The following is a 21,142-nucleotide window of genomic DNA, read 5'->3' on the forward strand; positions in this document are numbered from 1 at the left end:
TCGCGGCGCAAGCGCTCATCACCGGCTCCTCCAGAAGGCGAGCGCCGCCGCGGCCACCATTCCCGTCGCCGCCATTCCCGCCCGCTTGAACATCTGCATCAAGTCGGCGGTGCACACCCGCGGGTCGGGCGGCAGACCGTACACCTCCGGCTCGTCGAGTAGCAGGAACACCGAGCCGGTACCGCCGACGCCGTCGTGTTCGTTGACGCCGTACAGCCGGGCCTCGGTCATACCGCGGGCATGCAGCTCGGCCACCCGTTCGCGGGCCATCTCCACGAGATCGTCGTGGTCGCCGAACTTGATCGAGGTCGTCGGGCAGGTCTGGGCGCAGGCCGGGATCTGGTCGTCGACGAGGCGGTCGTAGCACAACGTGCACTTCTGGGCCACACCGACATTGGGGACGTTCGGGACGTGCGCCGTACGCTGGGCGCGGGTGGCAGGAGTCTCTACGGTGCCGTCGCGGCGGCGTTCCACGACCCCGAACGGGCAGCCCGCCACACACGTGCCGCAGCCGTTGCAGACGTCGTGCTGCACGACGACGGTCCCGAACTCGGTGCGGAACAGGGCGCCGGTCGGGCAGACGTCGAGGCAGCCCGCGTGGGTGCAGTGTTTGCACACGTCCGACGCCATCAGCCAACGGAACTCCGGGGTGTCCGGCGGGGTGGTGTCGACCTTTGCGGCGCCGACGGCCGGTATGCCCAGATTGACCAGCGCCCTTCCGGATTCGCGGGCCTGTGCGATCCGGTCGCCACCCTGCTCGATGAAGGCGACATGCCGCCAGGTGCTGGCCCCCAACTCGCCGGTGTTGTCATACGACGACCCGAGGATCTGCAGATTGCCGTCCAGCGGGTTGCGGTTCCACTCCTTGCACGCCACCTCGCACGCCTTGCAGCCGATGCAGATCGACGTATCGGTGAAAAACCCCTTGCGCGCGACATGTTCGGGCCAGCGCGCATCGGTGGCGGGGTCGGTCGGTCCGGACAGCTGGCCCATCAGCCCTCCCGGTTCGGGTCGGTGATCCTCGCGTTGCCGGTCTCCACGGTGGAACCCGCCCGCGATTGATACTCGGCGATCAGCCGCAGCAGGTCGTCACCCTGCGGGCGCCTGCCCGGGATGATGTCGCATGAGGCCACCTTGGACTCCTGGATCTGCACGTTCGGGTCCAGTGTCACCCCGAGCAGGTCGTTGGCGGCGTCACCGCTGACGACCGCGTCACTGCCCACACCCCAGTGATACGGCAATCCGATCTGATGCACCGTGCGACCGCCGATGACCAGCGGTGTCATCCGCTCGGTGACCAGCACCCTGGCCTCGATGGCCGACCGCGCCGAGATGAGCGTCGCCCACCCGTAGGGCTCAAGCCCGCGTTCGGCGGCCAGCTCCGGGGACACCTCGCAGAACATCTCCGGCTGCAGTTCGGCCAGATACGGCAGCCAGCGGCTCATGCCGCCCGCGGTGTGGTGTTCGGTGAGCCGGTAGGTGGTGAACACATACGGGTAGACGTCCCAGCCGGGTTCGCCCGCACTTGGTGCCCACAGATTGTCCTTGCGCGGGAACAGGACTCGCGACGGGTTCTGCTGCTGCGGGTACAGCGCGTTGGCGACGGGCGACTCCTGCGCTTCGTAGTGCGTGGGCAGCGGACCGTCGACCATTCCCTTGGGCGCGAACAGCCATGCCTTGCCGTCGGGCTGCATGATGAACGCGTCATCACCCGCCAGCCCCTCCGGCCCGCCCACCGACGGGTCGGGGCGCGCATCCGGTGCGCGGTCTGCGGGGAAGTCGGGGACGTCGTCGCCGGTCCAGCGGCGCTGGTCTTCGTCCCACCACACCAGTCGTTTGCGCTCGCTCCACGGCCTGCCGTCGGGATCGGCCGACGCACGGTTGTACAGGATGCGCCGATCGGCGGGCCAGGCCCAACCCCACTCCACCTGGGCCGGCGTCGGGCCGCCGCGCGGGACGCGCCGCTCCGATTGGTTGACGCCGTCGGCGTACACCCCGGTGTAGATCCAGCAACCGCCCGACGTCGACCCGTCGGCGCGCATCTCCGTGTACGCCGAGAGCGTCCTGCCCGCGTCGGGGCCTGCGAGGTGGTAGCCGTTGATCTCGGCCAGCACCGCATGCGAATCGGCCTCACCGTGCTCGTCGACGGGATAGTCCCAGGCCAGTTCCAAAAGCGGCCGGTCGCGCTCGTCCGTCGACCCGGCCAGCCGGGCCCGGATCCGGTTGCCCAGGTCGACGAAGAACTGTAGTTCGCTCTGGCAGTCGCCGGGCGGCGCGACGGCCTGATGCCGCCACTGCAGCAGCCGCTGGGTCTGGGTGAACGTGCCCGCCTTCTCGACGTGCGTGGCGGCGGGGAAGAAGAACACCTCGGTCTCGATCTCCTCGGTTTTCAGTTCACCCGAGGCGATTTCGGGGCCGTCCTTCCACCAGGTGGCCGACTCGATCATGTTCAGGTCACGGACCACCAGCCATTTGAGATGCGCCATGCCGAGGCGCTGCAGCCGGCCGTGAGCCGACCCGACAGCCGGGTTCTGGCCCAACAGGAAGTAGCCGTCGACCGAGTCGTCGAGCATGGACATGACGGTCTGGTAGGTGCCGTGCGGGCCGGTCAGCCGCGGCAGGTAGTCGTAGGCCCAATCGTTGTCCTCGGTCGCCGCGTCACCCCACCACGCCTTGAGCAGACTGATCAGGTAGGCGTCGGCATTGGCCCAGTACCCCTTCTGGTCCTTCGACGACACCGCATCCAGGTACTGCCGCAGGGTGTTGTGCTCACCGGCCTTCGGCATCGGCAGGTAACCGGGCAGTAGATTGAACAGGGTCGGGATGTCGGTGGAGCCCTGGATGCTGGCGTGGCCGCGCAGCGCCATGATGCCGCCGCCGGGACGGCCGATGTTGCCCAGCAGCAACTGCAGGATCGTCGAGGCCCGGATGAACTGCGCGCCCAGCGAGTGCTGGGTCCAGCCCAGCGCATAGGCGAAGCAGGTGGTGCGTTCGCGGCCCGAGTTCTCGACGAGCGCCTCGGCGAGATAGGTGAAGTCCGCCAGGGAGATACCGCAGACGTCCCGCACCATCTCCGGGGTGTAGCGGGCGTAGTGCCGCTTGAGGATCTGGAACACCGTGCGCGGATGCTGCAGCGTGTCGTCGCGCAGCACCCGGGCGTGTTCGAGTGGCGCGCCGCCGCTGCCGCGGGCCTCCGCGGCCGCGGTGTCGACGGGCTCGTCGGCACGGTTGCCGTCGTGGCCGGCGTACGCCCATGTCGACGGGTCGTACCGTCCGGTGTCCGGGTCGAAGCCGGAGAACAGTCCGCCGTGGTCCTCGGCGTCGCGGTAGTTCTCGTTGATCAGGGTCGCGGCGTTGGTGTAGGCCAGGACGTACTCCGTGAACCAAAGGTCATGGGTGAGCACGTGATTGATCAGCGCACCGAGCAGCACCACGTCCGAGCCTGCCCGGATCGGGATGTGCTTGTCGGACACCGCCGAGGTCCTGGTGAACCGTGGGTCGATGTGAATCACCTTGGCGCCGCGCAACTTCGCCTCTTCGACCCACTGGAAGCCCACCGGGTGGCATTCGGCCATGTTTGAACCCTCGATGACGATGAGGTCCGCATTGGCCATGTCCTGCAGTGATTGGGTGGCGCCGCCGCGCCCGAAGGAGGTTCCCAGACCGGGAACCGTGGCAGAGTGTCAAATACGGGCCTGGTTCTCGATCTGGATGGCTCCCGCGGCGGTGAAGAGCTTCTTGATGACGTAGTTCTCTTCGTTGTCCAGGGTCGCGCCACCGAGCGCGGCGATGGCCATGGTTCGGCGCAGCAGGTTGCCGTCCTTGTCGATGTCCTGCCAACCGTTGCGGCGGGCCTCGATGAACCGGTCGGCCACCATGTCGATCGCAGTGTTGAGGTCGAGGTGGCGCCACTCGGTGGACCGCGGCGCCCGGTAGAGCACCTGAGTCTGCCTGCCCGGCGAGTTGACCAGCTGCTCGCTCGCCGACCCTTTGGGGCAGAGCCGGCCGCGCGAGATCGGCGAATCCGGGTCGCCCTCGATCTGCACGACTTTCTCGTCCTTGACGTACACCCGCTGGCCGCAACCCACGGCGCAGTACGGGCACACGCTTTGGACGACCCGGTCGGCCGTCGACGTGCGCGGCGCGATGGCACGGGTCTGTTTGGACGTCACCGCGGGTCCCCGGCCGAACACGTCGCCGGAGCGGAATTGACGCAGCACGGGCCATTCGAGAAAGGACGGGAAGGATCTCGGGCCAGCCATGATGTCGAGGGTAGTCCGTCGACACGGCCCGCCTGATGATGTCCGTGCGGTCAATCGGGGGCGCCATCACCCTATGTGCTCACCCCGCGGGGTGATCTCCGACGCGGCCGGTGCTGGTGTGCTCCTGGGGAGCGCACGAATCGCGTTCCCAACCTTCGGGTCGGCTCCCCTCATGTCTTGATCGTGCCCATCACAACCTCAGGGAGGTGCGCAATGGCCGCGCTATCGTTTCTGGACAGACAGCACACCGTGGCCCCACCGGGCTACAGCAGGTGGCTGATTCCCCCGGCTGCACTGGCCGTCCACCTGTGTATCGGCCAGGTATACGCCACCAGCGTGTACAAGGAATCGTTGCGCGAGCATTTCGACACCAGCCTGACCGCTATCGGCGTGGTGTTCTCGATCGCGATCGTCATGCTCGGCGTGTCCGCGGCGGTCTTCGGGACCTGGGTAGACCGGGTCGGTCCGCGCAAGGCGATGTTCACCGCGGCATGCTGCTGGGGATCCGGGTTCCTCGTCGCGGCCATAGGTATCGCCGCGGGCCAGCTCTGGCTGGTGTACCTGGGTTACGGGTTCATCGGCGGCGTCGGCCTCGGCATCGGCTACATCTCTCCCGTATCGACATTGATGAAGTGGTTCCCCGACCGGCCCGGCCTGGCCACCGGCATGGCGATCATGGGATTCGGAGGCGGCGCCATGGTCGCCGCGCCGCTGTCCCGCCAGCTGCTGTCGACTTACGGTGGCGGCGCCGCGATCCCCGCGGGCGACGCCGTCATGAAGCTGTTCCTCACCTTGGGCGTGACCTACTTCGTGTTGATGATGCTGGGCGTCTTCACCGTCCGGGTACCCGCACCCGGCTGGCAGCCTCCCCATTTCGACCCGAGCAGAGTCAAGACCAAAGCGATGGTCACCACGTCCAACGTCTCGGCCAAGAACGCGATCAAGACGCCGCAGTTCTGGCTGTTGTGGACGGTGCTGCTGTGCAATGTCACCGCAGGTATCGGAATCCTCGAGCAGGCCGCCGACATGATCCAGGACTTCTTCCGCGCCGGGGGCAGCTCGACGGTCACCGTGGCCGCCGCCGCCGGATTCGTCGGCCTGCTGTCGGTGGCCAACATGGCCGGGCGCATCGGCTGGTCGTCCACATCGGACGTCCTCGGGCGCAAACCGACCTACATGATGTATCTCGGCGGCGGCATGGCGCTCTACGCGCTGCTCGCCTTCATGGGAGACACGTCGACGGCGCTGTTCGTCCTGCTCTGCGTCCTGATCATCTCGTTCTACGGCGGCGGCTTCGCCACCGTCCCGGCCTACCTGCGCGACCTGTTCGGGACGTATCAGGTGGGTGCGATCCATGGGCGCCTGCTGACCGCGTGGTCGACCGCGGGCATCCTCGGGCCACTGATCGTCAACGGCATCCTCGACACCCAGGGCACACCGGGCGAGCTCGTCGCCGCCAACTACAAGCCCGCCCTGTTCACCATGGTCGGCGTCCTGGTCATCGGCTTCGTCGCCAACCTGCTGATCCGGCCGGTCTCCGAGCGCTGGCACGAGACGACACCGGTCGTCGACGCGGTGGACGCCGCGCACCGAATCGGCACCAGCGCCGAGGATTGCGCGGTGGAGCCGGAGGACATCCCGTTCGTGGAGGAAGAGCACCTCGCCGCCGTGGACACCCGGTTACGAGACCGCCGTCCGAGCTGACCCGCCCCGAATCCGAAAAGGAGTGCCGACCATGGCTGAATCCGCCGCACCACACACGCCCGGAAAGTACAAGGCGGAGATCACCGTCGCCTGGTTGCTGGTGGGAATTCCCTTGTCCTACGGCGTCTTCAACGCCGTCAAGGCTGCGCTGCAGCTCTTCAGTGGCTGACTGATGAGCTGACCGATGGGCTGACTGAATGGCCCGGGTGCCGCGCCCGTCCCCGAGCGCAGCGGCACCCGGGCATCCAGCCCCAGCATGCGGCCGGTGCGCGGCCGCCCGTGCACGAACGAAAGAGAGCGCTTCATGAAATATGCGACCGATGACCTGCCCGAGCTGGTCCACACCGTCGTCGATGCGCATCGACACCTGCGCGGGCCGCTCCTGGTGATCCTGCACGATCTGCAGGAGCGGCTCGGTTACATCGATCCCGACGTGGTCCCGTTGCTGGCGCAGGAGCTGAACCTGTCACGCGCCGACGTGCACGGGGTCGTCACGTTCTACCGGGATTTTCGGTCCGAGCCCGCGGGCCGCACGACGGTCCAGCTGTGCCGGGCCGAGGCGTGCCAATCGGTGGGAGCCGAACAGCTGATGAGCGCGGTCGAGCAGGTGTTGGGCGTCAAGGCAGGCCAAACCACCCCCGACGGTGCGACCACGCTCGATCAGGTGTTCTGCCTCGGCAATTGCGCGCTCGGCCCGTCCGCATCGATCAACGGCCGGGTGTACGGCTTGCTGAGTCGGGATCGGCTGGTCGAACTTGTGCGAACGGAGGGGTCATGACAACCGTGTATGTGCCGCGGGACTCCGCGGCGGTATCGGTCGGTGCCGACGAGGTCGCCGTGGCCATCGAGCGCGAGGCGGCGCTGTGCGGCACCCCGATCAGGCTGGTGCGCAACGGAACCCGCGGCATGCTGTGGCTGGAGCCGCTGGTGGAGATCGAAACCCCCGCCGGCAGGGTCGGTTACGGGCCGGTCCGCGCCGACCGGGTCGGCGACCTGGTCGCGGCCGGGATGCTCGACGGCGGCACCGGCGGGCCGCTGAGCGAGGTGGCGCTTGGCGCCGTTGCGGACCTGCCGTGGATGCGCGATCAGCAACGGCTGTGCCTGGCCCGGGTGGGCGTCACCGACCCGGTGTCGCCCGACGACTACGTGCGCTACGGCGGTCTGGCCGGCCTGCGCCGTGCCCTGGCGATGGAGCCCGCCGAGGTGGTCGCCGAGGTCACCGAATCCGGCCTGCGTGGCCGCGGCGGTGCCGGCTTCCCCGCGGGCATCAAGTGGAAGACGGTCGCCGAAGCGCCGTCAGAGCAGAAGTTCGTGTGCTGCAACGCCGACGAAGGCGACAGCGGCACCTTCGCCGACCGGATCGTGATGGAGGGTGACCCGTTCAGCCTGCTGGAGGGTATGACCATCGCCGGTTACGCGGTCGGCGCGTCCGAAGGCTACATCTACCTTCGGTCGGAGTATCCCGACGCGGCCGCGGTGACCGGGGCGGCGATCGAGCTCGCCAGGGCCAGGGGCTGGCTCGGGCCGAACATCCTGGGGTCCGGCTTCGACTTCGACATCCACCTGCGGATCGGCGGCGGCGCCTACATCTGCGGTGAAGAAACCTCCATGCTGGAGAGCCTGGAAGGTAAGCGCGGCATGGTCAGGGCCAAACCCCCGATCCCGGCCATCACCGGACTGTTCGGCAAGCCCACGGTGGTCAACAACGTGCTGACCCTGGTCAGCGTGCCCGCGGTACTCGCCGACGGCGGAAAGGCTTATGCCGCACTGGGTATCGACCGGTCCCGCGGCACCCAGGTGTTCCAGCTCGCGGGCAACATCGCGCGGGGCGGAGTGTTCGAGACGGCGTTCGGCATCTCGCTGGCCGACCTGGTGAGCCGCTACGGCGGCGGCACCCGCTCCGGCCGTCCGGTGCGGGCGGTCCAGGTCGGCGGCCCGCTCGGCGCCTACATCCCCGGCTCGCGGCTGGACCTGCCGACCGGCTACGAGGCCTTCGACGAGGCGGGGGCGATGCTCGGCCACGGCGGCATCGTGGTGTTCGACGACACGGTGGACATGGCCGCGATGGCGCGGTTCGCGTTCGAGTTCTGTGCCGAGGAGTCGTGCGGCAAGTGCACCCCGTGCCGGGTGGGGTCGGTGCGCGGTGCCGAGGTGATCGACCGCATCGTCGGCGGACAGGACCCGGACGGCAACCTCGCGTTGCTCGGCGATCTGTGCGAACTCATGACCGAGGGTTCGCTGTGCGCGATGGGCGGATTGACCCCCAACCCCGTGCGCAGCGCCCTGCTGCACTTTCCCGAGGACTTCTCCCCCCGACCCGAGGAGACGACACGATGACGCTGACCAACGATCGCGATCTGGGCACACCCGCCCCGCCCGACGGCGCACGGCCGGTGACCGTCGAAATCGACGGCCTGCCGGTGACCGTGGGCGAGGGCACCTCGGTTCTCCGGGCGGCGGCGCTGGCGGGTGTGGACATCCCGAAGCTGTGCGCGACCGACAGCCTCGACGCGTTCGGCTCCTGCCGGCTGTGCCTGGTCGAGGTCGACGGCAGACGCGGCACACCCGCATCGTGCACCACCCCGGTGGCCGACGGCATGAAAGTGCGCACCCAGACGCCGAAGTTGGCCAAGCTGCGCGAGGGCGTCATGGAGCTCTACATCTCCGATCACCCGCTGGACTGCCTGACCTGCCCGGCCAACGGCGACTGCGAACTGCAGGATATGGCGGGCGTCGTGGGCCTGCGCCAGGTGCGTTACGGCTATCAGGGTGATAACCACCTCGACCTCGAAAAGGACACCAGCAACCCGTATTTCGACTTCGACCCGACCAAGTGCATCGCCTGCTCGCGCTGTGTGCGTGCCTGCGGGGACATCCAGGGCACGTTCGCGCTCACCATCGAGGGCCGCGGTTTCGGATCCAAGGTCTCCGCGGGCGCGGCGGAAGCGTTCATCGACTCCGAATGCGTGTCGTGCGGCGCGTGTGTGCAGGCCTGCCCGACCTCGACCCTGCAGGAGAAGGCCGTTGTCGAGCTGGGCATCCCGACCCGCACCGTGCTGACCACCTGCGCGTACTGCGGGGTGGGCTGCTCGCTGCGGGCCGAGCTGCGCGGCGACGAGCTGGTCCGCATGGTGCCCGACAAGGCCGGCGGCGCCAACGAGGGCCACGCCTGTGTCAAGGGCCGGTTCGCCTTCGGCTACGCCACCCACCCCGACCGGATCCTGCACCCGATGATCCGGGAGCGCATCACCGACGAGTGGCGGGTCGTGGACTGGGACACCGCGATCGCCTACACGGCCCAGCGGATGCGCGGCATCCAGGAGCGCCACGGCGCGGGCGCCATCGGCGGGATCAGCTCGTCGCGCACCACCAACGAAGAGGTGTACGTGGTGCAGAAGATGGTGCGGGCGGCGTTCGGCAACAACAACATCGACACCTGCGCGCGAGTGTGCCACTCCCCGACCGGATACGGCCTGCGGCAGACCTTCGGCGAGTCGGCGGGCACCCAGGATTTCCGGTCGGTCGCCCAATGCGACGTGATCGTGGTGATCGGCGCCAACCCGACCGACGGACACCCGGTGTTCGCCTCGCGGATGAAGCGCCGGCTACGGGAGGGTGCCAAGCTGGTGGTCATCGATCCGCGCCGCATCGACCTGGTGCGCTCGCCGCACATCGCGGCCGAACACCACCTGCGGATCCGGCCGGGCACCAACGTCGCGATGGTCAATGCGCTGGCCCACGTGGTGGTCACCGAGGGCTTGGTCAACCGCGAGTTCGTCGACGCCCGCTGTGAGGGCTTCGACGCGTGGGCGGATTTCGTCGCCCGGCCCGAGCACAGCCCGGAAGCCGCCGAGGCGGTCACCGGGGTGCCCGCCGATGAGGTCCGCGCAGTCGCACGGCTGTACGCCACGGGCGGCAACGCCGCGATCTACTACGGCCTCGGCGTGACCGAGCACAGCCAGGGCTCGACGATGGTGATGGGAATGGCGAACCTCGCGATGGCCACCGGCAACATCGGCCGCGACGGTGTCGGCGTCAACCCGCTGCGCGGTCAGAACAACGTGCAGGGCAGCTGTGACATGGGCTCGTTCCCGCACGAGCTGCCCGGCTACCGGCACGTCGCCGACGACGCCGTGCGCACCGTGTTCGAGACCATGTGGCAGCGCCCGTTGCTTTCCGAACCCGGCCTGCGGATCCCGAACATGTTCGACGCGGCCATCGACGGCTCGTTCCGCGGGCTCTACGTCCAGGGCGAGGACATCGCGCAGTCCGATCCCAACACCAGCCACGTCTTCGCGGCGCTCGCGTCGCTGGAACTGCTGGTCGTGCAGGATCTGTTCGTCAACGAGACCGCGAAGTTCGCGCACGTGTTCCTGCCCGGCACATCGTTTCTGGAGAAGGACGGCACGTTCACCAACGCCGAGCGCCGCATCAACCGGGTACGGCCGGTGATGGCGTCACAGACGGGCAAGCAGGAATGGCAGATCCCGTGCGAGATCGCCACCGCCATGGGCTATCCCATGTCGTACACCGACGCCAGCCAGATCATGGACGAGATCGCCTCGCTCACACCGACGTTCACCGGGGTGTCGTTCGACAAGCTGAACCGGCTGGGCAGCGTGCAATGGCCATGCAACGACGACGCGCCCGAGGGCACACCGATCATGCATGTCGACGAGTTCGTCAGGGGAAAGGGCAAATTCGTGGTCACCACATTCGTCCCGACCACCGAACGGTCCACCCGCCGGTTCCCATTGATCCTGACCACCGGGCGGATCCTGTCCCAGTACAACGTAGGCGCCCAAACCCGCCGCACCCCGAATGTGGTGTGGCACGAGGAGGACATCCTGGAGATCCATCCGCACGACGCCGAGGTGCGCGGCATCTGTGACGGCGATGCGGTGACGCTGGCCAGCCGGGCCGGTGAGACCACGCTGCACGCCAAACTGTCCGACCGGATGCCGGTGGGGGTCGTCTACACCACGTTCCACTACCCGCAGAGCGGCGCGAACGTGGTGACCACCGACAACTCCGACTGGGCCACGAACTGCCCCGAGTACAAGGTCACCGCGGTGCAGGTGGCGCTGCGCACGGCGGGGGCGGCCGCCCCGGCGCGGCGCGAGTCCGCCAAGCCGCCGATCGGGGTGAGGTGACGATGGCCGCCACACCGCCGGAGATCCGGCTGGCCACCGAGATCGCCGCCCAGTTCCGCCACGTGCCCCCCGAGGAGGCCGCCCACACGATCGCCAGGCACATCCACACCTTTTGGGATCCGCGGATGCGCGGCCGGCTGAAAATGCAAGTGGCGCAGGCGGCGGGCGACTGCGATGCGCTGGTGGCCGACGCGGCGAGCCTCGTCGAAGTGGAGCCCGCCGAACTGCTCGGCGAGTGACCCGCCCTGTCGTGGAGGTGAACCCATCATGGGGCGAGTGACCGCGCGCAGGCCGATCCTGCGCATCCGCGACGGCCGACACTCCCGGCGTCCGGACACGTTGGCGGCCGAGGAGCCGCTGGAGATCCGGGTCGGCGGGCGTGCGCTCACCGTCACGATGCGCACGCCGGGCCACGACTTCGACCTCGCCGCGGGCTTTCTGGTCAGCGAGGGGGTGGTGTCGGTGGCCGAGCAGCTCGCCGCGATCCGTTACTGCGCGGGGGCCGCACCCGACGGTGCCAACACATTCAACGTCGTCGACGTCGTCCTGGCGCCGGGAGTGCCAGCCCCCGATGCGTCGCTGGAACGCAATTTCTACACCACCTCGTCGTGCGGTCTGTGCGGCAAGGCCAGCCTGGAGGCGGTGCGAACCTCCGCGCAGTGGGGAGTCGCCGACGATCCGCTCGGCATCGCGCCTGAGACGCTCGCCGCGCTGCCCGACCGGCTGCGCGCGGCGCAGCGGGTGTTCGACAGCACCGGAGGCTTGCACGCGGCGGGCCTGTTCACCGACGAGGGCGAATTGCTCTGCCTGCGTGAGGATGTGGGACGGCACAACGCGGTGGACAAGGTCGTCGGGCATGCCGTGCGGTCCGGGCTGCTGCCGCTGCGCGGAACCATCCTGATGGTCAGCGGCCGGGCGTCCTTCGAACTGGTGCAGAAGGCGCTGATGGCGGGTATCCCGATGCTGGCCGCGGTGTCCGCGCCGTCATCGCTGGCGGTCGACCTCGCCGCCGACAGCGGGTTGACGCTCGTCGGCTTCCTGCGCGGCAACTCGATGAACGTCTACGCGGGCGCCGAACGCCTGCAGATCGCCATTCCCGCCGTGCGCAACGCCGTACCCTGAGCGGATCGGAGGTCCGACCAGGGAGGAAGCCGCCTGATGCGTATCCACCTGAGCGCCCGCCCCGGCGACGCGCCAGGCTATTCGGGCCGCCTTCAAGACGAGATCGCACGCCAGCACCCGGCGGCCGAATTCGTCTCCGACCTCAGCAGTGCGGATGTGCTGATGCTGCTCATCGGCCCGCACTGGTTGCGTGACAACGATGATGACGACTCGCGGCTCTTGCACGTGGACGACCCGGTGCGTCGCGAGATCGAGTCGGCGATGGACCGCGGCGTCCACGTCGTACCCTTGCTGCTCCGCGGCGCACAGATGCCCACCCGGGCCGACCTGCCCGAGCACCTGCAACCTCTTCGTCAGATGAATGCCTGGGCGCTGTCGCACCAGGGATTTCGCGACGATGTCGCGGCGCTGTTGACCGGTCTCGCACGGCCGTCGCGAGAGGCCGCCAAAGAGACGTCCCGAATCGAGATCTCAACGCCCATCAGGGTCGTGAGGTGGGTACTGGACAAGGATTTCGGACCCGTGCGGGTATTGATCGACGGTGAGGATCGCGGTGTGATGAAACTGCTGAACCGGCCGAAGGAGACTTTCGAGGTCGACGCGGGCCGGCACACCGTCACGCTCCGCACGACGGGGAAGCCCACGCGGGAATGCACCCTGGACGTAACGGTCTCACCCGGCCAGACGGCACGTCTGCGCGCATCGCACAATTCGTTGTCGTGGAACAATCCGGTCAACCTGGAACTGCTGCGCTAAGGCGACCGGATCGGATCGGATCATGTTGAACTTGTTCGTCAGCTATCGCCGCGACGACGCCGAAGGCTTTGCGGGGTGGATGGCAGGGTTGTTGCGATCCGCCGAGGACGGAACCGAACCCAACGCGGTCTACCTCGACGTGGACGACATCGCACCGGGGGTCAACTTCGTCCGCGACATGGTCGACGCGGTTCGCGGGTCCGACATCGTCCTGGTGATGGTCGGCCCGCGCTGGTATCGATCCACGCTCCTTGACGCCGACGATGCCGTCCGGCTCGAGATCGAGGCCGCATTCGAAGCGCGCGTACCGGTCTGGTGCCTGCGGATCAATGCGACGCCCCTACCGGATACAAGTGTCCTGCCCCCGTCGCTGCACGCCCTTGTCGCAGCACCACAATTCGTACTCACCGATGGCACCTTCGGCGACGACGTTGCCCGCCTGCGCAGGAAGTTGGCCGACGAGATCGCCCCGCGGCCGGGCGGGCGGCAGGTCACCTCGGCCTTCCTGGATGTGGTGAATGCCAACCCCGGGCACTGGACCAGCGGGACGGCATTCAGCGTCGTGCTCGACGGAAAGGGGATCGGATCCGCGGTGAGCGGTGGCTCCTCGCCTCACTTCAGGGTGTCACCGGGAAACCATCGCGTGCAGTGCCGCAACGGGTTGAGACGGTCGAACATCGTCGAATTCACCGTGGCCCCAGGCGCGCGGGCACGTCTGATGGTCAGAATGTCACCTCTCGGCCGCCTCGAATGCGAAATGGCGGATACCTGATCCGCATATCCATGGACCGGATCACGGCAAGCGGCCGCGCAACCACCACAGCAGCACCGGGTCGTCCAGCCCGTCGGCCACCACCGTCGCCCCGGACAGGTCGTCGTCGCGGGTGTAGGCGTTGCACGCCGCAAGGCAGCGCAATCCGGCCGAAACCGCCGACCGAACGCCGTTGGCGGAGTCCTCAACGGCGACAACCTGTTCCGGCTCGCAGCCGGTGCGGTCGAGCACGTCGAGGTAGACCGCAGCGCTGGGCTTGAGGTCGGTCACCTCGGTGCCGGTGACAACGGTGGCGAACCGGTCGCCGAAGGTCGCCGTCAAGAGTGGCTCGACCCAGGCCCGGGTGCCGGTGGTCGCCACGTGCAGCTGCACGCCTGCGGCTTCGAGCTCGTCGATCAGCCGGTGGGCGCCCGGCCGGGCCCGCACCCGGCCCTCGGCGATCAGTTCGGCCATGATCTGCGTCTTGCGCTGATGTAGCCGGCCGGCGAGCTCAACCGCTTCGACCGGTGACCGGCCGTACCGCTCGAACCACACCGCCATCCGCCTGGCGCCGCCGGTGATCCGCAGCAGCCGGCCGTAGGTGTCGACGTCCCAGTGGTCGGGCAGGCCCGCTTCCTGGAACGCCATGTTGAAGGCCACCCGGTGGCCGTCGCGTTCGCTGTCGACGAGGGTGCCGTCGACGTCGAAGATGACGGCCTTCAGCCCGCTCATGTCCGGTCCAGGTAATCGCGAATCCGGCGCAGGACCGCCTGCTCGGTGAACCCGTGATGGGCCATCACCTGCTCGCCGGGTCCGCTGGCGCCGAACGCGTCGATGCCGATGGCGACGTCGACCTGTCCGGTCCAGCCGTCGGTGGTGCCGGCCTCGATGCTGACCCTGGTGGTGGACCGGTCCGGGGTGTAGCGCATGCGGTCCAGCGCCGAGACGACTCGCACGCCATAACCGTCGGCGCGCAGCGCTTCGGCGACGTCGGCGGCCAGCGCGACCTCCGAGCCGGTCGCCACGATCTCGACCGACACCGAGTCGCCACCATCGAGGTCGGCCGGGTTCAGCTGTGGAACCGCCTGCCGCGAAAGCACCAGCGCCGTCGGCCCGTCGGTCCGCTCCAGCGCAAGGCGCCAGGCCTCGGCCGTTTCTGCATCGTCAGCCGGGCGCAGCACCTGCAGTCCGGGAGTGATCCGCAGCGACTCGATGTGCGCGATCGGTTGATGTGTTGGCCCGTCCTCGCCCACCGCGATGGAGTCGTGGGTGAACACGTAGATGACCGGCTGTCCCATCAGCGCCGAAAGCCGCAGTGCCGGGCGTAGATAGTCGGCGAACACCAGGAAGGTGCTGCCGAACACCCGGAACCCGCCGTGCAGGCTCATCCCGTTCAGGATCGCGGCCATCCCGAACTCCCGGATGCCGAAAGCGATTGCGCTGCGCGAGAAGTCGTCACGGGTGACCACGTCGCCGCACACGGTTCCGGTCGATCCGGCCAGGTCGGCCGAACCGCCGACGAGCTCCGGCATCTCCGCACGCGCCGCATTCAGGCAGGCCTGGGAGGCCTGCCGGGTGGCCCGCGGCTTGTCACCGGCGGCGGCGCGCAGCGCCTCCGTCAGGCCGGCGGGCAGGTCGCGCTCCCACCCCTTGCCGAACTGCGCGGCGAGCTCGGGGTCCGCGGTGGTGAAGGCGGCGAACTCCTCACGCCAGGCGGCGTGCTTTCGGGCCCCGATCGCGGCCAGCTCGGTGCACGTCTCGCGCACCGGGGCAGGCACGCCGAACGGCGGCTCGGTCCATCCCGCGAGCTCCTTGGTCCGGGCCAGCAGCTCCTCACCCAGGGGTGAGCCGTGGGCCTTCGCCGTGCCCTCCACGCCGGGGGCGCCGTGGCCGATCACCGTTCTCACCGCGATGAAGCTCGGCCGCGGGTCGGCCTTCGCGCGGACGATCGCCTCGTCGACGGCGTTGACGGCGTCGGGGCCGGTCCCGTCCAGCACTGCCTGGGTGTGCCAGCCGTAGGCCGCGAAGCGCGCCAGCTGATCGTCGCTGCACGAGCGGTCGACACCGCCGTCGATGGTGATGGCGTTGTCGTCCCAGAGCACGATCAGCCGACCCAGGCCGAGGTGGCCCGCGAAGGACCCGGCCTCGTGGCTGATGCCCTCCATCAGACAGCCGTCCCCGACGATCACGTAGGTGTGGTGGTCGGTGATCCCCGGATAGCGCGCGTGCATCATGCGTTCGGCCAGCGCCATGCCGACGCCCATGGCCAGCCCCTGGCCGAGCGGCCCGGTGGTGCATTCGACTCCAGGCGTGTGCCCGTATTCCGGATGGCCGGGCGTGCGCGAGCCCAGCTGACGGAACCCGCGCAGCTCCTCCTCGGGCAAGTCGTAGCCGAACAGGTGCAGCAGCCCGTACAGCAGGGCCGAACCATGCCCGGCGGACAGCACGAACCGGTCGCGGTCGGCCCAGTCCGGGGCGGCGGGGTCGTGGCGCAGGTGGCGGCTCCACAGCGCCCAGGCCATCGGGGCGGCGCCCATCGGCATACCCGGATGCCCCGAGTTGGCAGCCTGCACCATGTCGGCCGCCAGGAAGCGCAGCGTGTCGACGGCCTGCCGGTCGGTCTCGGCCGACGGCCGGAACTCGTCCGCGGCATCGATAGCTGGTTTGGGTTCAACGACTTGGGGTTCAACAACATTGGTCATCGCGCTGCCCTTCTCGGAGTCGTGGCCTCGATCGCCGCGGAACGAAGCTGTTTCACTGCGGCCGCCTTGCCCTCCGGGTAGGCGTACATCCATGAGCCGGAGATGAATACATCGGCGCCCGCGGCGGCCGCCCCGGCGATGGTCTGGTCGGTGATGCCACCGTCGACCTCGAGTTCGATCGGCAGCCCGGATTCGTCGATCAGCGTGCGCAGCCGCGCGACCTTCGCCTCCACCGCGGGGATGTAGGCCTGGCCGCCGAATCCGGGATTGACGGTCATGGCCAGCACCAGGTCGGTTTCGCCCAGCACGTGTTCGACCACACCCACCGGGGTGTGCGGATTGAGCGCCACCCCGCTGCGCGCCCCGAGCTGGCGGATGCGGGCCAGCGTGCGGTGCAGATGCGTGCAGGCCTCGGCGTGCACGATGATCAGCTCGCAGCCGGCATCGACGTAGCGGCCCAGCAGTTCGTCGGGATTGACCACCATCAGGTGCGCCTCGAACCCGACGGTGCTGTGCCGGCGCGAGGCGCCGATGACGTCGGGTCCGAAGGTGAGATTGGGGACGAACACGCCGTCCATCACGTCCCACTGGATCCGGTCCACCCCCGCCTCGCACAGCTGGGCGACCTCGTCGCCGAGGCGGGCGAAGTCGGCGGGCAGCACCGAGGGCACGATCAGCGGCTGGTCGGTAACAACGGCTGTCACAGGCGTGGTCATCGTCATCGGTGCGCCCTTTCGGATCGGGGTCTGGTCCGGGTCTGGTTCGTGGTGGTGTCCATCCGACCGCGCAACGGGCGCCGCGCACTCACCCCGGGGGTGGAACCACCGGGTGATATGCCCCACACGCCACCGAGGCGGCCGTAGGCTGGCCACCATGCTGGTGTCGCATCCGGCTCCCCCCAGCCCCCTGCGCCTCGTGCTCGTCGACGACCACGAAATGGTTCTGCACGGGCTCGCGGCGATGCTGGTCCATTTCCCCGACGAGGTGGAGGTGGTAGGCCAGACCACCACGGCGGCGGTGGCGCTGCGGATGGTGGCCGAGGAGCGTCCCGACGTGGTGATCTCCGACGTGCGGATCGGCAAGGAGAGCGGCCTGGACCTGTGCAGGCAGATCACCACGCAGCACCCGACCACCAAGGTGGTTCTGCTCACCGTGTACGACGACGAGCACTACCTGTATCAGGCGTTGCGGGTCGGCGCGGCCGGATACATCCTCAAACGCATCGACGGGCAAGAGCTGGTCAGCTACCTGCGCCGGATCCGCGAGGGTGAGACCGTCGTCGACCAGGGACTGGCCGGGAGGGTGGCGCTTTCGGCGGCGCACCTGTCCCGCGGCGAGTTCTGGTCGGGGGTGCACCTGGGGCTGACACAGCGCGAATCCGAGGTGCTGGAGCTGCTGGTGTCCGGGCACTCCAACAAGGCGGTCGCCGGCAAGCTGGTGGTCAGCGAGGACACCGTCAAGACCCACATCCGGGGGCTCTACCGCAAGCTGGGGGTCACCGACCGCAGCGGCGCCATCGCGGTCGCGTTGCGCGAGGGGCTGTTCCGTTGAGCCTCACCCCGGGCGCGGTGCCGTCGGCGGCCGACCTCGCCGGCCTGCTCGACGCCCGCGGCGTGCTGCTGTTCGTCCTGGAGGATCAGAACCTGACGGTCGCCGACATCTGGCCTGCGCACCCGGATGCGGACCGGGTGAGCCTCCCGATCGGCTTCGGGGTCGCCGGGCTGGTCGCACGCAACGGGAAACCCGTACGGCTGCAATCCGATTCGCCGCGCACCGAGCTGCTCCGCAAGGTCATGGGGCTGGAGACGTCGCATCAGGCGGTGGCCAGAATGTGTCTGCCGCTGCTGGGACTCGAGGACCGCTTGGTCGGTGTCCTTGCGGCACACCGCAGTCCACACCGGCCGTTCAGCGAGGCCGACATGGCGGCGGCGGAGCGGTTCGGGCCGGTGCTGGGGCTGCGGCTGCACGCGCGCCAGCTGTGGCGGGCCGTGCACCGGCACCGCACCGAACGCGACCAGCTCATCCGGCAGGCGGTCTCCGCGCAGGAGGCCGAGCGGCGCCGGATCGCCTTCGACCTGCACGATGGCGTGACCACCGCGCTGGCGTCGATGTCGTTTCACCTGTCGGCGGCCGATTTGACCGTCTCGGAGCTCGCGTCACGCGCGGATTCCGACGACCGTGCGCAGTCCCTCGAGCGCGCCCGGGCCGAACTCGTCAACGCACGCCAGCTGGCCGACCTCGCCTACAACCAAACCCGGGCTGCGATCTCGGGGTTGCACAGCCTGGTGCTCGACGATCTGGGTTTGGTCGCGGCCATCGAGTCGCTGGTGCAGACCGCGACGCGCGACGACGAGGACGGCCCGTCGATCGAGGTGCATGTGGACCCCGCGGTGGTGACCGAGGACATCCCCGATCACGCCGCGGCGGCGCTGTACCGGATCGCCCAGGAGACGCTGGCCAACGCCGTCAAGCACGCCGACGCACAGCGAATCGTGATGTCGCTGCGCCGGGTTGACGACTCGATCGTGTTCGGCTGCACCGACGACGGAAAGGGTTTCGACCCGCAGGAAGCCAGGACGGCGCGCGCCGCCGATGAGGTGCAGCACTTCGGCCTCAGTTCGATCGCCGAGCGCTGCGCCATCATCGAGGCGTCCCTTCGGGTCGAGTCCGTGCCGGGGCGCGGCACGACAATACTGGTCGACCTGCCCCTCTGACTCAGCGCTGACTCAGCGCGCCGCGGCAGCCGCCTCCCCGCAGTTGTCCAGCAGCGCACGCTGAGCGGCGGCGACGTTGTCGGTGCTTCCGGCCCAGGTGTGCAGCGCGGCGCTGACCAGCGCGCGCCCGAAGGAGAACGTGACCTGCCACGGACGCTCGCGGATCGCATTGAGCTCACGAAGGAAGTCGCACACGTCCGCGGTCGGGTGTCCGCCGGACAGGAAGGCGATGCCGGGCACGGTGGCCGGGACGGTGCCGCGCAGCACGTCGAACGTCACCGACGCGACGGTGGCCGCCGAGACGGGTGTCGCGTCGAGGCCTGGGGTGACGAAGTTCGGCTTCAGCACGATGCCGGTGAGGTCGACGCCGGCCTGGTCGAGTTCGTCGAAGACGGTGGCCAGCGCCAGCCGGGTCGCACGGGCCGATGCGGCGAGATCGTGGTCGCCGTTGCACAGCACCTCGGGTTCCACGATCGGGACGATCCCGTGTTCCTGGCACCGGGCGGCGTAGCGAGCCAGGGCGTGCCCATTAGCTTTGGCGGCATACGGCGTGATGGTTCGGACGTCAAAGACCGCGCGCCACTTGGCGAATGCCGCGCCGCGTTCGGCGTAGGACGCCAGCCGGGCGCCCAGGCCGTCGAGCCCCTCGGTGATGAGCGCTCCCGCCTGCCCGGGAAGGGCGGTGGTGCCGGTGTCGACCTTGATGCCGGGCAGGATGCCCAGTGCCCGCGCCGCGTCGGGGAAGGCGCGACCGTCCTCGAGCTGCTGCCCGAAGGTCTCGTCGGCGAGGATCATTCCGCTGACGGAATCCGAGAGCCCGGCCGCGGTGAGCAGCAACTCGCGGTAGTCGCGGCGGGTGGTGGCGCTGGCGGGGATCCCCTCCCCTTCGAGCCGGGCCGACATCGTCTTGATCGACTCGTCGGCGGCGAGAATGCCGCGGCCGCCGCCGGTCATCTGTTGTGCGGTCGCTGCGAGGGTGGTCTGCTTGGTGCCAAGAGTGGTCGTCATGACGATCAGCATGTGATCGCCGCCCGCCGCCGCACTCACCCCTTTGGGCGATGCCGGGTGTGAAAAGCGGCCGCGCCCACCCGGTCCGGGTCGCAGACATGGGCGAGGAACAATCGGGTGGCCGCGGTCGGCTCGGAGGTGGTGCAGAACTGCCAGGGACGGTCCAGCGGCGTTCCCGGCACCGGGTATGCCGCAAGCTCGCCCGAGTCCAGCAGTTCGCGCACCGCCTCCTCGTGCACGAGGGTGACGCCCAGACCCTGGCGGGCGGCGGCCACCGCCGCGCCCGAGGTCCCCAGCGTGAGCAGCGGCGGCGCCGCCTGCAGGCGGGTGAGCAATGACAGCGCGGTGTCGCGGGTGCCGGACCCCTGGCCGGTGAGCAGCCAGGTGGCGGCGAGCGGGTCGCGGTCGAGGCCGGGCCGGCCGACCACGAGCAGCCGGTTGGCCCGCCGCGCCTTGGTGACCAGCCCCGAGATTCGCGGCGGCCGGCCGGCGAGCACCACATCGAAGGTGTAGTCACCGGCCCGTGAGAACAACTCGTCGCGGGGCAGCACCGACACCGAAAGCTCGACGTGGGGATGGTCCTCGATGAACGACGCCATCAGCCGCGGCAAGACATACTCGCTGGCCGTGGCGACGGCGCCGATGCGTACCCGGCCACGGTCGGCGTCGTGCACCGCCCCCGCCGCCTCGGCGAGCAGGCCGAGCAGTTTGCGCACGTAACCGGCGAAGATCTGGCCCGAATCGGTCGGCGCGATGCCGCGGCCCGCCTTGCCGAAGAGCGTGGCACCGAGCGCGGCCTCCAGGGCGGCGATGGCCGCCGACACCGCGGGCGGCGTCACGTGCAATGCCTCGGCCGCGGCGCGCACGCTACCCGTCTCGTACACCGCCATGAAGGTCTGCAGCCTGCCCCAGGTGGCAGCCGCAGGCATGTCCGCCGGCCCAGCCATGATTCACCTATTTCTTATCTATA

At 69.0% G+C, this 21,142-nt stretch carries 18 protein-coding genes; 11 read left to right on the plus strand and 7 right to left on the minus strand.

Features of this window, described 5'->3' with window-relative positions:
- Window positions 1-18: 18 nt before the first annotated feature.
- Both ADBZ6K_RS17050 and fdh read right to left on the minus strand, forming a co-directional pair.
- Window positions 19-993 (minus strand): 4Fe-4S dicluster domain-containing protein, encoded by a 975-nt coding sequence (locus ADBZ6K_RS17050; RefSeq protein ID WP_526348747.1) that lies wholly within the window; start codon window positions 991-993, stop codon window positions 19-21.
- Window positions 993-4,262 (minus strand): formate dehydrogenase, encoded by a 3,270-nt coding sequence (gene fdh, locus ADBZ6K_RS17055; protein WP_526348749.1) that lies wholly within the window; start codon window positions 4,260-4,262, stop codon window positions 993-995. The genes ADBZ6K_RS17050 and fdh overlap by 1 nt, the downstream gene beginning before the upstream one ends.
- 213 nt (window positions 4,263-4,475) lie before the next feature.
- On the opposite strand from fdh, the gene ADBZ6K_RS17060 reads away from it, so the two are divergent.
- From ADBZ6K_RS17060 to ADBZ6K_RS17100, 9 genes are all read left to right on the plus strand, one after another.
- Complete coding sequence (locus ADBZ6K_RS17060) at window positions 4,476-5,966, plus strand: OFA family MFS transporter (RefSeq protein ID WP_526348751.1); 1,491 nt, start codon at window positions 4,476-4,478, stop codon at window positions 5,964-5,966.
- A gap of 31 nt (window positions 5,967-5,997) precedes the next feature.
- Window positions 5,998-6,135 (plus strand): MFS transporter small subunit, encoded by a 138-nt coding sequence (locus tag ADBZ6K_RS17065; protein ID WP_526348753.1) that lies wholly within the window; start codon window positions 5,998-6,000, stop codon window positions 6,133-6,135.
- Window positions 6,136-6,270: 135 nt separating this feature from the next.
- Window positions 6,271-6,744 (plus strand): NADH-quinone oxidoreductase subunit NuoE family protein, encoded by a 474-nt coding sequence (locus tag ADBZ6K_RS17070; protein WP_526348755.1) that lies wholly within the window; start codon window positions 6,271-6,273, stop codon window positions 6,742-6,744.
- Window positions 6,741-8,303, plus strand: coding sequence for a formate dehydrogenase beta subunit (locus tag ADBZ6K_RS17075; RefSeq protein ID WP_526348757.1), 1,563 nt, complete (start codon window positions 6,741-6,743; stop codon window positions 8,301-8,303). Before ADBZ6K_RS17070 ends, ADBZ6K_RS17075 begins: the two co-directional genes overlap by 4 nt.
- A complete protein-coding gene (gene fdhF / locus ADBZ6K_RS17080) occupies window positions 8,300-11,119 on the plus strand; it encodes a formate dehydrogenase subunit alpha (protein ID WP_526348759.1) in 2,820 nt (939 codons plus the stop codon). Before ADBZ6K_RS17075 ends, fdhF begins: the two co-directional genes overlap by 4 nt.
- Window positions 11,120-11,121: 2 nt before the next feature.
- Window positions 11,122-11,358 (plus strand): formate dehydrogenase subunit delta, encoded by a 237-nt coding sequence (locus ADBZ6K_RS17085; RefSeq protein ID WP_526348761.1) that lies wholly within the window; start codon window positions 11,122-11,124, stop codon window positions 11,356-11,358.
- A 28-nt stretch (window positions 11,359-11,386) separates the two neighbouring features.
- Entirely contained in the window at window positions 11,387-12,241 is an 855-nt protein-coding gene (gene fdhD / locus ADBZ6K_RS17090) for a formate dehydrogenase accessory sulfurtransferase FdhD (protein WP_526348763.1), read from the plus strand.
- Between the two features lie 36 nt (window positions 12,242-12,277).
- Window positions 12,278-12,997 (plus strand): hypothetical protein, encoded by a 720-nt coding sequence (locus ADBZ6K_RS17095; protein ID WP_526348765.1) that lies wholly within the window; start codon window positions 12,278-12,280, stop codon window positions 12,995-12,997.
- A 22-nt stretch (window positions 12,998-13,019) separates the two neighbouring features.
- Window positions 13,020-13,769, plus strand: a complete 750-nt coding sequence (locus tag ADBZ6K_RS17100; RefSeq protein WP_526348767.1) for a TIR domain-containing protein — start codon at window positions 13,020-13,022, stop codon at window positions 13,767-13,769.
- A 21-nt stretch (window positions 13,770-13,790) separates the two neighbouring features.
- Here the strand turns inward: ADBZ6K_RS17100 and ADBZ6K_RS17105 are convergent, their stop codons facing one another.
- The 3 genes from ADBZ6K_RS17105 to rpe are packed head-to-tail and all read right to left on the minus strand — an operon-like array spanning window position 13,791 to window position 17,154.
- Entirely contained in the window at window positions 13,791-14,480 is a 690-nt protein-coding gene (locus ADBZ6K_RS17105) for an HAD-IA family hydrolase (protein ID WP_526348769.1), read from the minus strand.
- Window positions 14,477-16,450: a transketolase gene (gene tkt / locus ADBZ6K_RS17110; RefSeq protein ID WP_526348771.1), complete on the minus strand. Its 1,974-nt coding sequence runs from the start codon at window positions 16,448-16,450 to the stop codon at window positions 14,477-14,479. Before tkt ends, ADBZ6K_RS17105 begins: the two co-directional genes overlap by 4 nt.
- Complete coding sequence (gene rpe / locus ADBZ6K_RS17115) at window positions 16,447-17,154, minus strand: ribulose-phosphate 3-epimerase (protein ID WP_526348773.1); 708 nt, start codon at window positions 17,152-17,154, stop codon at window positions 16,447-16,449. Before rpe ends, tkt begins: the two co-directional genes overlap by 4 nt.
- Window positions 17,155-17,323: 169 nt before the next feature.
- Here rpe and ADBZ6K_RS17120 point away from each other — a divergent pair, with 169 nt between their 5' ends.
- Both ADBZ6K_RS17120 and ADBZ6K_RS17125 read left to right on the plus strand, forming a co-directional pair.
- A complete protein-coding gene (locus tag ADBZ6K_RS17120; protein ID WP_526348775.1) occupies window positions 17,324-18,001 on the plus strand; it encodes a response regulator transcription factor in 678 nt (225 codons plus the stop codon).
- On the plus strand, window positions 17,998-19,164 hold the full coding sequence (locus ADBZ6K_RS17125; protein WP_526348777.1) for a GAF domain-containing sensor histidine kinase: 1,167 nt from the start codon (window positions 17,998-18,000) through the stop codon (window positions 19,162-19,164). The genes ADBZ6K_RS17120 and ADBZ6K_RS17125 overlap by 4 nt, the downstream gene beginning before the upstream one ends.
- A 12-nt stretch (window positions 19,165-19,176) precedes the next feature.
- On the opposite strand, the gene ADBZ6K_RS17130 is transcribed toward ADBZ6K_RS17125, so the two are convergent.
- Together ADBZ6K_RS17130 and ADBZ6K_RS17135 are read right to left on the minus strand one after the other, a co-directional pair.
- A complete protein-coding gene (locus ADBZ6K_RS17130; RefSeq protein WP_526348779.1) occupies window positions 19,177-20,172 on the minus strand; it encodes a class I fructose-bisphosphate aldolase in 996 nt (331 codons plus the stop codon).
- A 35-nt stretch (window positions 20,173-20,207) separates the two neighbouring features.
- Window positions 20,208-21,119 carry a LysR family transcriptional regulator gene (locus ADBZ6K_RS17135; protein ID WP_526348781.1) on the minus strand — a complete coding sequence of 304 codons (912 nt, stop codon included), beginning with the start codon at window positions 21,117-21,119 and terminating at the stop codon, window positions 20,208-20,210.
- Between the last annotated feature and the right edge of the window lie 23 nt (window positions 21,120-21,142).

It is taken from the genome of Mycobacterium sp. (assembly GCF_044223235.1).
Taxonomy (GTDB): Bacteria; Actinomycetota; Actinomycetes; order Mycobacteriales; family Mycobacteriaceae; genus Mycobacterium.